13 protein-coding genes are annotated in these 13904 nt (G+C 29.6%); all 13 read right to left on the bottom strand.

From position 1 onward, the window contains the following. Nucleotides 1–114 precede the first annotated feature (114 nt). Nucleotides 115–1263 carry a glycosyltransferase family 1 protein gene (locus tag ABYI63_RS16205; RefSeq protein ID WP_372757856.1) on the bottom strand — a complete coding sequence of 383 codons (1149 nt, stop codon included), beginning with the start codon at nucleotides 1261–1263 and terminating at the stop codon, nucleotides 115–117. Next, a complete protein-coding gene (locus tag ABYI63_RS16210) occupies nucleotides 1264–2151 on the bottom strand; it encodes a glycosyltransferase family A protein (protein ID WP_372757858.1) in 888 nt (295 codons plus the stop codon). It abuts the gene before it with no gap. A gap of 31 nt (nucleotides 2152–2182) precedes the next feature. Then, nucleotides 2183–3640 (bottom strand): hypothetical protein, encoded by a 1458-nt coding sequence (locus tag ABYI63_RS16215; RefSeq protein ID WP_372757860.1) that lies wholly within the window; start codon nucleotides 3638–3640, stop codon nucleotides 2183–2185. Between the two features lie 120 nt (nucleotides 3641–3760). Next, nucleotides 3761–4870, bottom strand: a complete 1110-nt coding sequence (locus ABYI63_RS16220; protein ID WP_372757862.1) for an EpsG family protein — start codon at nucleotides 4868–4870, stop codon at nucleotides 3761–3763. A 13-nt stretch (nucleotides 4871–4883) separates the two neighbouring features. Continuing rightward, on the bottom strand, nucleotides 4884–6011 hold the full coding sequence (locus ABYI63_RS16225) for a glycosyltransferase family 4 protein (RefSeq protein WP_372757864.1): 1128 nt from the start codon (nucleotides 6009–6011) through the stop codon (nucleotides 4884–4886). A gap of 10 nt (nucleotides 6012–6021) precedes the next feature. Then, a complete protein-coding gene (gene wecB / locus ABYI63_RS16230) occupies nucleotides 6022–7191 on the bottom strand; it encodes a non-hydrolyzing UDP-N-acetylglucosamine 2-epimerase (RefSeq protein ID WP_372757866.1) in 1170 nt (389 codons plus the stop codon). Continuing rightward, nucleotides 7188–7931 (bottom strand): glycosyltransferase family 32 protein, encoded by a 744-nt coding sequence (locus ABYI63_RS16235; protein ID WP_372757867.1) that lies wholly within the window; start codon nucleotides 7929–7931, stop codon nucleotides 7188–7190. The genes wecB and ABYI63_RS16235 overlap by 4 nt, the downstream gene beginning before the upstream one ends. Nucleotides 7932–7942: 11 nt before the next feature. After that, entirely contained in the window at nucleotides 7943–8935 is a 993-nt protein-coding gene (locus ABYI63_RS16240) for a nitroreductase family protein (RefSeq protein ID WP_372757869.1), read from the bottom strand. Nucleotide 8936: 1 nt separating this feature from the next. Next, a complete protein-coding gene (locus ABYI63_RS16245; RefSeq protein ID WP_372757871.1) occupies nucleotides 8937–10046 on the bottom strand; it encodes a polysaccharide pyruvyl transferase family protein in 1110 nt (369 codons plus the stop codon). After that, nucleotides 10043–11185, bottom strand: a complete 1143-nt coding sequence (locus ABYI63_RS16250) for a glycosyltransferase family 4 protein (RefSeq protein WP_372757872.1) — start codon at nucleotides 11183–11185, stop codon at nucleotides 10043–10045. The genes ABYI63_RS16245 and ABYI63_RS16250 overlap by 4 nt, the downstream gene beginning before the upstream one ends. A gap of 8 nt (nucleotides 11186–11193) precedes the next feature. Beyond that, nucleotides 11194–11835 carry a CatB-related O-acetyltransferase gene (locus tag ABYI63_RS16255; RefSeq protein WP_372757874.1) on the bottom strand — a complete coding sequence of 214 codons (642 nt, stop codon included), beginning with the start codon at nucleotides 11833–11835 and terminating at the stop codon, nucleotides 11194–11196. Beyond that, a complete protein-coding gene (locus ABYI63_RS16260; protein WP_372757876.1) occupies nucleotides 11825–13348 on the bottom strand; it encodes a lipopolysaccharide biosynthesis protein in 1524 nt (507 codons plus the stop codon). The genes ABYI63_RS16255 and ABYI63_RS16260 overlap by 11 nt, the downstream gene beginning before the upstream one ends. A 31-nt stretch (nucleotides 13349–13379) precedes the next feature. After that, the coding region (locus tag ABYI63_RS16265) for a UDP binding domain-containing protein (protein WP_372757877.1) at nucleotides 13380–13904 on the bottom strand (525 nt) is incomplete at its 5' end.

Raw genomic sequence — 13904 nt, forward strand, 5'->3', positions numbered from 1 at the left:
ATCATCATCTGGTCCTCGATGAATAATCAAATCATTCATTAGCGTTATATCTTTTTTTAATTGATTTTCACTAAGGGGTTTCGTTGATATAAATCCATTTATTCCGCACATTGTCTATTCGTTTAAAGAGTTTTGATAAAAGTGTTGGAGCATTGATGCATTATTTTTTATATCATAATTACCTTCAATTATTTTATTGAATGTATTATTTCTATTATAATCTAATGAGTCTAAAACTAATTTTGCCCAATATTTTGCTGATTCTTCGAGTGATACGAAATCAACTAAATCAGTAACTTTAAGTTCTTTAGAAATATTGCTTGATGCAAGTATTTTTAAACCAGACGCTTGAGCTTCTATTAGGGTTACAGGGAGTCCTTCATTAGTTGATGGAAAAACAAAGATATCCATGGCTTGTAAAATATCTTTTACATCGCTTCTAACACCTAAAAAAAGCACGTCATTATCTATTCCGAGTTCTTTCGTCTTATTTCTAAAACGAGTGGCATCGCCACCTCCCACGAGTATTAATTTACAATCTTCCTTAAGTTTTTTAAATTCATAGAAAATATCTAAAAGAAATGCATGATTCTTTTCAACAACAAAATTGCCTACATGACCGATAACCAATTTATTTTCAACACCCAGTTCTTTTTTTTTCGATATAGATGTATTGGGATTATAAATAAATTGGCTCGCATCAATGGCATTATTGATAATCTTTACTTTTTTAATATTTCCATTTCCAAACAACCATTTACCGGCCGTAATACCACACGCATAATAATGATTAGCATATTTGGGTACTCCTAATTTAAATATGTTTTGTGTAAAAAATTTAAAAATGAAACTTAAACTATGTCGCTCTTTTGAAAAAGGATTCAAGTTTAAATAATGTAAACTTGTATGGCTATGTGCTATCCGAACGGGAATATTGTGTTTTTTCGCTGCTTTTAGAACAAAAAAGCTAAGGGCATTAAGATGCGAGTGTACTATTTTATACTTTGAATGCTCTTGAAAAAACTCGTCCAAACTTTTTTGATAGCCCAACAAATTTTTTAAACTTATATTTTGTAATCTAAAAATATTTCCTCCCAATTGATGTATTTCTTGATCGAAGACTCCCTCGTCTTGGCGATGTAGTAAAAAATCAAATTGAACCTTGGTTCGATCTATATGCCGGTAGTAATTCATAACCATGGTTTCAGCACCCCCACGGTTCATTACTGTTAAAATTTGTAAAATTCGAATAGGTTTTTCCAATTAACTATTTTTTGAGGTTTTTGATAAAATGTATAAAAAAAGTAATACACCAAATGGAATTGCAAAAAAAGTGGTGATTTTCTTTGTTGAATCTTTTAGAAACGCATAATTTTTAGAAAGAAAACTACTGGAAACATAATGTATTGCTTTCTTAAATTGTTCCTTATATGTTAAAGCCAGTTTCATTTCTATTAATCTAGAATAAGCAAATCCTTGAGGATTTTTGCGGTATTGTTTCAACATATTTAAACTTGAACCATCGGGTAAGTATTCTACAATACATAATACTTTGTTCAAAGGGAGTATTTTATAATCTTGATCGATAAGTTGATATAAGCAACTAAGTGGAACAAACTTTTCATTTTTAAAAATTGGATATTTAGGGTATTTCTTTACGACTTCAGTTCTATAAACCAGTTTTTTATCGCCTTTTATTTTATGAATTTGATGTAATTCGCTGTAAGTTGATTCATTTATATGTTTTGGTATTTTTGATCCTATAATACAATTTGATTTATCGGCATCAAGTCCTATGAATCCAGCTAAATTTGAATTAGCATTATTGTGCCAAAATTCAATTATAATTTCAACGGCATTATCAGGCATAAAGTCATCAGAATCAATACAGACATTTAATTCAGTTTTTATTAAGCTGTAGGCAGTGTTATGACCTCCATGCATACCTTGATTTTCTTGATAATAATACTCAATATCAATTTTATTATTTGAAATCCAAGAGTTTACTAAGTCTTTAGTATTATCAGTTGAACCATCATCTATTATTAGCCAAATAAAGTTCTTATTCGACTGTCTAAGTAAGCTTTGGTAGCACTGGTCAAGACAATATGCTCGATTATATGTTGGTGTGAAAATTGTTAGTGCTTTCATTTAAGTTTTTAATTTATTATTATAATTGTTTTCATTCATTCATTAAATAATCAAAAACTGTTATATCTTCAATTCTGTTCATTGTATGCATTCCAATATATTCTTTTGGTGGATTTATTTGTCTCAAAATTTTTTCTTTGTAATTATCAGTTGATAATTCTAAAACTTCATTGATCACCAAATTTTCACCATATTGATCAAAACAATTTTGAGAGACACGACATAATTTGTCTTTTTCGAAAAAAAAGTTTCCTGCATTTCTAGCCGACTTGGCATTTGTTATTACAGGGTTTTCCTTATGAGGTGTCCATTTAGTAGAAAATAAATCTTTTGAATAGAAAATATATAATCTCTCATTATTTCCAATTTCAAAATCTTCTATAACATTTGCAAATAAGTAATATAAATTATTATGATATACCCAAACCGTATCTAATAATTTAACATTTTCCATTAGATTCATTTTAAAAGACCATTCGTAAGGGAAATTATTACATTCATAAAGCTGTAAAACATTATGTTCTGATGTTTCGGGTATCATGTAATATTGGTTATTGAATAAAAAAACATTGGGAAATGAAAAATGATAGTCTTCATTTAAAACCTCCTTCTTTTTAAGAATTTCAAAATTCTCAGCTAATTCAATCGCAGAGATCATACCTGTTTTACCATCATTTTTTAATTCTTCAAAAAATATAACAATATTATTTTTAAAGTTTATAACAAATGGATCGGCCCAAAATGAATTTTTTGGTTGGTCTATAAGGGCTCTCTTATTCTTTTTTTGAACAACGAGTTTCCAATTAAGTTGCTTCTTCCAAGCTTTCCTTTTTAATTGTTTAAAAAGGAAAGTAAAATAATATGTTATAAGACTTAAATAATTGAAAGTTTCTAGCCTTGAATCGTATTTAACACTAGATTTTTTTGTGTAATTTTTTAAATATTTAGCAAGATAAATAGAATAGCTAAATAAAATTTTATTTATGTTATTGTTGAGACCAATTTCTTTTTTTAACTGTATAGTTTCAGCAATGTCCCAATTGATAAAGTTTTCATTATAAATAAGAATATTTAAGTCTATATAGGGCAAAGTGTTAATTCTATTTATTAGTTTGTTTTTATTAAAATCTAAAGTGATAATGCCATTTTTAGAAAGGGACTTATATGTATTCATATTATTGGGAATAGACTCAAAAATTATCCAATCTACTCTCTTTAATTCTGAAGAATTTTTGATTAGAGATATATTGCCTTCTTTCTTTATTAAATCAATTATATTCTTATTTTCAAATGGGTTTTTTGTATAAAAGTTAAAGACTTTATCTATTTGATTGATAATAAATGGTAAAGTTACTTGGTGGCTTTTTATGGATTTGTCCACAAAAAAAAGAATTTCAACATTATCTATATTTTCGGCTAGCTTTAAAATGCATTCCCAAAGGTAGAGATGGATTTTTTCTGAGTTTGATACAAAAATTATTTTAGTCATAAAAGTTTTTCTTATATGCAATTTAATTACTTACTTTAATTTTATAATGAACACAATATCTATTTATTGACTGTCTTTTTGTCTTTTAATTATAAAATTTATAATTACTTATTAATAATTTTAGCTAGAGCCCTCATAATAAAAATAATACATTAAAAAAGTAAACATAAAATAGGCGGTAAAAACTTTACCAACCATTACATGATGTTTTGAAAAAAATTCATTTTTCAAAAAGGGGTAAATAATTATTAAAGCCATCATAAACCAAGATAGATATGCAAAACGATTTGAAAAATTTGCACGAATCACTAATATCCAAAAGCCGTTACAAAATAGATATATGTTGTATAGATGCGTGTAAATTTTATCATTAAAGTTCTTTTTAAAAATAAAATACCAGCCTGTAAATACAGCCCCTGCACTGTATATAAGAAAATCATATCTAAACCCAGTACTACTGAAAGTAGTACCTTCGAGATCATCATTACCAACTAAATATCCCGTAAGGCGTTCATCACCAAAACCTAATGAAGCAAATAATGATTCCCAAAAACCTCCCAATGCAATTGAAAGCGGTATTGCTAGAACCCAAAAAGTTAAAAACCATTTTGAATTATTGTATAGATGGGACAATAAAAACGCCAGTATAGGTAATAATAATGTTTGATGTATTTGACTAGAAATTATGAAAAATATTATCATCCAAATTTTTTTATCATAATATGATACTGCTAGTAGAAAGAATGATGTAGCCAAACCATTCCTCATACCATTTACTCCATAGGACCAAAATGAAAATGACGTTGCGAGCATTAAAAATGCATAAAACCAATATTGTTTAAAAAATATTTTTGAGACTCTATATAGTGGAAATATATATAACATAGCGCTAACCACAAAAAAGCCTCTGGCGGATAAAAAATAAGAACATATTTTCATGAAATATTGAAAAAATGGATCCTGTGCTGTGTTCAATTCCCCACCAAAACTATATTTCATAAAATCCCTATAGTATACGCCCATATCGCCGAAATACGTACTATATGGTCTAAAACCAATAAAAAGAACTAAAAAAACAAAGAAAATATAACCAATAATATTAATATACGTGATGTTTTTTTTCTCCTGAATTTTTAAAATGAAAGTGTGAAATAATGTGAAAACAACAATGATTAATGATATGTTGATATACACATCATAATATATTTTTGCAGGTAAAAAATCGAACATTGTTTTACTAGTATTAAATTTTTGTCAGATTATTAAAAAGAACAATCCATTGATTCATTATTATATCTTGATTAAATCTTCTAATATTTTCTCTTGCTTGTTTTCCTTTCTTTTGCAGATTATCTTTGTTGTTAATAATAGAAAGTACAGCATCAGCTAATTTTTTTTCATTGTCCCTTTCAACTAAGTGGCCATCGATAGCTTCGTTAATAATATTTTTTGGTCCATGAGGGCAATCAAATGAAATTACAGGTAATCCGCAACTCATGGCTTCTAACAAAACCATTGGAAAACACTCGGTTTGAGACGACATAACATATAAGGATGCATTTAACATAGCAACTTCTAATTCGTTCGTTGCGCCACAAAGTTGGACTTGGTTCGTAAGATTACATTTATTTATTATTTTTTGTAATACCTCTATATCATTAGTATCTCCATTTCCATATATTTCTAATTTCCAATCGGGATAGACATTGGCCACATAAGCCCATGCATTAATTAATTTATCAAATTGTTTTACTGGAGCAATTCTACCCGCACTGATGGCTACTTTGTTTTGTAATGACGATGTTTTAGATGGGTAATTTGTTAATGCATTTGGTATTACAACAATATTATGTGAGTTGTAATATTGCTCTTCATCTTTAGTTAAAACTGCAATAGTATCATACTTTGACTCTATATAGTCATTGATTTTAAAAAATAGTTTTCTTAAAAAAGAGGTGTTATTCTGCCGATTTAAAGCATTTTGATGCCCTGATGAATGGTATTCTTTTATTTTTGGAATTTTAGCCATTATAAATGGTAAAAAATAAAAATCAAATTGGGTACTTAAGGTAACTACCACATCTGGATTTATTTCCCTAATTGTTCTTTTTAATTTAAAAAAATGCGAAGGTATTTTAATAAAATTAGCAATGCTGAAATAACTTTTAGTTCTATCATAATTAATGGCTAAATCTTTAAAAATAACTTTTTTATTTATTGGGTAACATGGTGGGTTCCCTTTTTGTTCTGAAGTAACAATAAATATTTCTGCAAGGTTATTTTCAAGAAAGTAGTTAGATTTATTAGTAAGTACACGTTCGCCACCCCCATGTAAATATATTTGATCTGTTATGTACATTACCTTCATCATAATAAATCGCCTATTTTAAGTGCTCCTTTAGAAATTTAACGATTCTTTCTGAAGCCAAACCATCGCCATAGGGGTTAGAGGCTTCAGACATTTTTATATATAGCTCATTTGAATCTAATAATGCAGAAACCTCCCGAACGATTACTTCTTTATTTGTACCAACCAATTTAACTGTTCCTGCGTCTAAACCTTCGGGGCGCTCTGTGGTGTTGCGCATTACTAAAACCGGTTTGCCAATGCCTGGCGCTTCTTCTTGTATACCTCCAGAATCTGTTAATACCAAGAAACTTTTACTCATTATATAGACAAAAGGCAAATACTCCATAGGTTCTACAAATAACACATTGTCTATGCTGATGTCTCCAAAAACTTCCTTAATTGGTTTTCTAACATTCGGGTTTAAATGCATTGGATATAAGAAATCTACATTTGGGTATTTTTCCGATAGATGTTTAATAGCGTCACAAATATTAGTAAAACCTTCTCCAAAATTCTCTCTTCTATGACACGTAATTAGAACCAGTTTACGCTCGGAAGTTATCCAGCTTTGTAATTTTAATGGTGAGACACCTATTTTGTCTAAAATAGATAGCACATCACTTTGTATATCTTTATTATTGGCAATCTGTTTTAAAACCAAATGCAATGCATCGATTACTGTATTTCCTGTAACTAATATATTATTGGAATTTATGTTCTCTTTTTGCAAATTTACTTTGCTTAGGTTTGTTGGCGCAAAATTATAGGTAGCAATGCGCCCAGTAATTTGACGATTCATCTCTTCTGGCCAGGGAGAATAAATATTGTGGGTTCGTAATCCCGCTTCGATATGACCCACAGGTATTTGCTGATAAAAGGAGGCTAGGGCAGCGGCGGTAGATGTTGTAGTATCTCCATGCACTAACACAATATCAGGGGTTACCTCTTTTAAAACACTTCTTAGACCCAATAAAACACGCGAGGTAATATCGTATAAATCTTGACCCTGTTTCATTAAATTAAGGTCAAAATTCGGGGTTATATTAAAAAGTGTTAGCACCTGATCCAACATTTCGCGATGTTGTGCTGTAACACAAACTATAGTTTCAAAAATTTCAGGATATTTTTCAAATTCTTTTATTAACGGAGCCATTTTAATAGCTTCTGGTCTTGTTCCAAATATGAGTAATATTTTTTTCATATAAATTTTTTAATTTTTTCTAAGCGCAATGTTTTTATTAAAAATTCAACATTTTTAACCCCAATAATTCGCATTAGTCTTCTTTTTATTTGCGTTAATCTTTTTGCTTTTATGGGTAACCATGATCCAGAAAAATGATGGATACAATATGTGTTTTTGGTGACCTCTATTTTACCAGAGACCTGTGATTTTGGACAGAAATAATCTTTTGGGAAGATGTGTATTTCGTTATCAACAACTTGATATGTGTTATTTGGAAGAAAACCTAGTTTTTTAGTCATTTCCCCAATGGTATACGTATTTGATGTAGCATGATGCGTTCCATCTTCTTTAATAAAAGGCAAACTATCGTAATATGTGAGTAAATATTTTACCCAATTGCCACCTTTAGCGCTAGCCATTAATCCTGTTGGAATATTTATTTCATCTTCAAACCCTGAGAATGCAGGGAATTGAAGAAAATAATCCATATTTTTAATTACTTCAACATCGGTATCCATATATAAACCTCCATGGTTGTATAATGCATGTAACCTCACATAATCTGTGACGAAAGCAAATTTTCTAGACTCGTAGGCTTGTTTTGTAAATAAATTACTATTTACATCGAAAGTGTCTTCATTCCATAAGCGAAGTTCATAATCTGGTAAATGTTTTTTCCAAGACGCGATGCATATTTCTGCCAATTTGGGCATTTTACCCCTTCCAAACCAACAATAGTGTATAACTTTTGGTATCATTTTGTTTTAATTTAATGTATTGTCATTATTTGAGTCAAGTCTTTTTTTCTTGAAATAGCTACTTTATAGGTTTCTTTTAAATTTCCGATGCCAATCATCATTATAACCTTTTCATTTTCAGGAATTGTTCCAATTTGTTTAACTTTCTTTTCTGAAGTAAAAGGAAAACAGGTATTTAGGCAACACGCACCAATTCCTTGACTATGTAACGACAAGACGAGATTCATGGAAAATAAACCGCCATCAATATATATTTGATTACTTTCTAATTTTGTAAAGGCCTTCGTGTCGGTAGTAATTATAATTAATTTATTGATATTGTCTGAAAACCCATTACTTCCACCTTGAATTTTTAATAATGATAAAATATTTTCCTTTTGAGTATAAACATGAGCTTTCCAAGATTGTCTGTTGCATACAGATGGCGCATACTTAGCAATATTTACGGCTTTTTTAATAACCTCTATTTCAACATCCTTTTCAGCAAAATCCCTAACTGAAAATCTACTTTTTACAAAATTTTCAAAATCAATATTTGTTCTATTTTGCAAATCAGTTTTATTAATTTCTAAGGTACCACCTTCATTATGATTTTTATTTAAACCAATAAAATCTGTAATCGATTTAAAATAGTCTCCTTCAATTTTTACATTATTTTTTTTGTTAAACTCAATATATTCTAATAAGCAATTCTTAATTGAAATTACTAACGCATCATCTCCATTTTTTTTATAATACTGTTTCGTTCTATCTACTAAAAGGTTTATTTTTTCTTTTCCAAAACCAAGCCTGGGGTTAGGAAGTGCTAATCCTTTTTCGACGATATGATATTGTTTTGTTAAAAAAGCTATTTCACTTTCTTTGCTTTTGAAATTATTATTTTTGAATGAGTATTTGTAAAATAATTTTAAATCATACATTTTATTGGCAAAATCGCCAATTGAACTTTGCCAAAAAATTAAAGCATGGAGCTTCGATTTTACTCTTTGGAATAAATTTTTCATTCTAACTTTTATTTTCTAATGAGTGTTTTATATAATTCTTTGAATGCTTTATAAGTGCCATTAAATTTGGTTCTATTCTATTATAGTCGATAACATAATTAAAATTATCAATTTCAATCTCCTTAGTTAATAGGCATTCTGGAATTTCGAGTAAATTAGCAACATCTCTCATTCTTGTATTAATTTTTTCAAACCTGTTGAATACTGTGAACTGTTTTTGGAAAATAATAGAGAACGCCACGGCATGAAAGGAATTAGACACCACAAAAGCAGCATTTCTGATTAATGATAAAAAGACTTCAGGTCCTTCTAAACTATAATCTTTATCGGCATACTTAATATTATTGTTAACTGTAATAATTTTACAATTTAATTTTTTCTTTAGAAGTTTTACAAATTTTTGAATTAGTGGGTCACTATCGCAATCATATACAAAAATATAATTATCCGCTAATTTTGGTGTACTTAATGTTTCCCAATAGCCTTTATCTAATAGAAATACAGGATCCAAAACCTGTACCGTTTGCTTAATTTCTAATTCTTCAAGTATTTTGATCGCCGACGATTCTCTAACTGAGATATAATCTAATCGCGATACTTTTTCTTTGACAAATTGTTTTAAATTATCTTCAATAGCATCGATAGCAAAACTAGCAGCATAAGATATTTTTAATTTATTGTTCGGCACAAAATCAAGATAAAACGCTGGATCCTTGCCATTTTGAAAAAACGAATTCCAAATTTGATCACTACCGCAAATGTAAGCATCGGCTTCTGGGATATCATTTTTTAAATCATCGTTTGATTTATAAAGCTTTCCCGTAGATTTAATGTGTTTTTTAGAAAAAAGATCGAAGTTTTTTTTTCGTTTAAGATTTTTTAATCTGCCTGGTAATTTTAAAATTAAGTAGGCAACTTTAAGGGCTAAATTTTTCTCATAACGGGGGTTTGAAACTATCCATAATTTAAAATGATTACTTAGGTAATCTGGTTTATAATTAATAGTTTCTGCATCATGGCCTAAGCTTTCAAGATGTTTTAATAAAGCATGCTCTTGTAAACTAGCCCCATGATTATAAACGTCATGGCATGTAATGGTTTTTATTTTCATGATTTCGGAGTCAATTCTTTAAACAGTTTTTCCCATTTAGGCATAATACTTTCTGGAAGATAATTTTTAGCTTTCTCTCTTGCTTTCATACCCATTTCTTTTCTAAGCTCGTCTTTTTTCATTAACTCCTTGAGGCGATTTATAAACTCACCTTCATTATTTAACTCCACTAAATACCCGTCTTTACCATTGGTTATAATATCTGCAGGTCCTGTGGGACAATCGTAAGATACACAAGGTAATCCTGCGGACATTGCTTCAATCAAAACCATGGGTAAGCCTTCAGCTTCAGAAGTCATTATAAAAATAGAGGATTCGATAAGTTTTTGTGGAATTTCATTAGATCTGCCATGAAGAATTATCTTGTCTTGTAGCCCTAATTTCGTTATTAATTTTTGATACTCATTAAATTTCACCCCATCTCCATAAATATTTAATGTCCAATCAGGATAGGCAGCATTAATTTCTCTCCAAAGTAATATTTGTTTATGAAACCCCTTTCTGTCATCATTCATACTTCCAACACTTATTACTTTCTTTTCGTTTAGTTTAGAGTATTTAATTGGAAACGACTCTAACATATTTTCAATCACGGTTGTGTTATTTCCATAATTTTCCGAAATCTTATCCCCCTGTGTCAGTAGTACTAATTTGTCATATTTTTTAAACTGTCTATATAATAGGGTATACAAAATTTTATACCTTAGTTTTCTAAAAAACGGTTTCATAATTTTAGCTCTTAGACGTACTGCTCCTTTAGAAAAATGAAATTCTCGAATTTTAGGTATATTTTGAGCAACGTAGGGTATAACAAAATCATGGTAGCCACGTTCAACTGCTAGAATAACATCTGGTTGAATTTCTTCAAGTTTTTTATTATAAAGTGTTCTTATTTTATATACATTCTTAATAAAGGAAATTCCTGGAATAGTTTTTCCTTTTTGTAATGAAGATACTTTCATGTCGTGTATTTGAATTTTTGGAGAAAACTCATAACACAAAGGAGATCCTTTCTGATCAATTATTAAAATATGCACGTCGTAGCCTAATTTATCGACCATATAATTCACTTTACTAGCCAAAACTCTTTCTGTACCCCCTGGTTTAGCCAGTGAACCTATACAATATGCTAATCTCATTTTTTTCATTACTTTATATAGTGTTTTTTCACAAAATTGATCGGACTATCATAAAAATCTTCAATTCTGTTTTTTATCGTTTCTAAATCCCAATCCCACCACGCTATTTCATTTAATTTCGAAATAGTATCATTATCAAACTTTTGTTTAATGACGACGGCGGGTACTCCAGCGGCAACCGAATAATCAGGAATATCTTTTGTTACTACTGCATTTGCAGCAATAGTAGCACCATTTCCAATTTTAACTCCAGGCATTATATAGCAACCCAATCCTAACCAAACGTCATTACCAATGCTTATCCCTTCTTTTTGATTAATGTTTTTTAAAAAATCTACTTTGTCCTGATCTGTATTTGACTTAATTTCGTTTTTGTAAAGATTATTTAATAATGGATAAGAGGTTATTTTGGATGAACCATGATATCCTTCATCTACTATAAATCTTACTCCATTCGCAATACTGCAGAATTTTCCAATTTTTAAAGGTGCTTCTGACCATCTAAATACTATAGCTCCATTATCATAAGTTTGTTTTCCTGAAACAGAAAACTTATCATCTTTCAAGAAAACATAATCATGAATACTAAGGGTTTGCTTATAATCGATTCCAAGGATTCTCCAAAAGATGTGTCTTAATCTATTTTTCATTTTTTTTACTTATCAATTTAAGTTTTGTCAAAAAATTATTCACTAATTCCTTCTCATAATTATTTACTACATAAAAATAAAAAACTGAGGCAAATACTAAGGTAAATAGAACTGCTTTAATGATAAAATTGAACCAATCAAATCCAGGTATTTGATTTATTAACAAACCAATAATAATTGAAAAAACAAAGCCTAAAATGGTTTTGTTAAAAAGTTCATTAAAAAACCTTATAATGTTTAAACCAATTGTTTTTTGATAATAAATATTCATAATATTTTGACAAATAAACCAACCAAATACTATCCCAGAAATCATACCTATTGCATTATATTTTTTAGCTAAAATTGCACCTAAAATTGTACCAAGGATTAAAAAAACAAAATATATTAATGCTTTAAAAGCTAACATATTTCTAGCTTCGAGAATTGCATTTGCAAATCCTTGAACTAAAGGTACTGTATATGCAAACATTATAATGAGCGCTATTATATATGCATCATAATAGGCTTCACCTACCCATAAAAAAACAAACTGTTTACCAAATAATAAAAATGCTCCAAGAATAAAAATTAGCGAGATAAATGAAATTCTTCCTACACGTATCATCATATCAGTTAATTCTTCATTTGAGACTTTTGCAACTGTCATTTGCGTTGCTCTAGGAATAAAAAGACTTGATATTGCTGAAGAAAATGCTCCATAATATCCACCGAGCATAATTCCGACTGCAAAAATAGCTACAGACGTCGTATCCGAAATTATACCCAATACCATTTGACCTGATCTCCATTGAAATTGAGCAATTATCATAAAAATAAAAATCCAAAAAGAGTATTTGAATATTTCCTTAACGAAATGTGTTTCAAATTTATGCAGTTTAAAAGTTACTTTTAATTTTTTAAAGACATAAAAGCCATTTATTACAATAATGATCATGTTCATGATTGTATCTAAAATTACAATTGAAATAGCTTTACCTCCAAAATATAATATACCTACCAGCATAATAGATCTAACAATATATTTTATAATATTTAATGCTTTTGGAAACACAAATTGTTCATAACCTTGCAAAATGGCATCAAAAGCTCCACCTGGAAGAACAATAGCTAAATTGAAAATTAAGATTATAAACATAATTTTCGCTTTTTCAAGCTCCAAATTGTTTAAAGATGATTGAAAAATAAATTCTAAATTTGTATTGCAAATAGCGCCAATTAAAATTACGATTATCGATATAAATAAATAAATAGCCATAGTTGTTGCTAAAAAATTCTCTTCACCTTTTTTATCGTTTTCAGCTTTATATTTGGCGACAAATCGAATAATTGTATGCCCCAGCCCAAAATCTAAAATCGCAATATAACCAACTAAAGCACCAACTAAGGAATATAATCCAAATTCAGCATTACCTAATTGTCGAATCATATAGGGAGTAATCAGTAATCCAACTAGATTAGTTAAAATTATAGTAATATAGTTTAAGGCAGCACCTTTTTTTAATTGACTCACAATACTTAAATTTGCTTTAATTTAAATCGCATTACAACTTTCCATTAACTTGCCCCTTCAAAACCCCTTTCACATCGTATAAAACACCATTCGGGTTTAAAAGGGCTTTGAGGTCTATATTTAGAAACTCGTTGTGAGCAACGGTAAGCACGATGGCATCGAATTGCCCTTCGACAGGCTCAGGGTGACCATTCGTGGTTATCAAGCCATATTCATGCATCACTTCTTCTGGGTTCGCCCAAGGATCGTAAATGGTAATATCTGTACCGTAACTTTTAAGTTGATTGATCACATCTACCGCTTTGGTGTTACGTACATCGGGGCAGTTTTCTTTAAAGGTGATGCCTAAATTGAGGATTTTAGCTCCTTTGATACGGATATCATTCTGTACCATCAATTTAATAATCTCTGAAGCTACATAGTGCCCCATACTATCGTTCACACGGCGACCTGCTAATATAATTTCTGGGTGATAACCAACCTCCTGTGCTTTTTGAGCTAAATAATAAGGGTCAACACCTATACAATGTCCACCAACTAAGCCCGGTTTAAAAGG

The organism is Mariniflexile sp. (assembly GCF_041583155.1).
Classification (GTDB): domain Bacteria; phylum Bacteroidota; class Bacteroidia; order Flavobacteriales; family Flavobacteriaceae; genus Mariniflexile.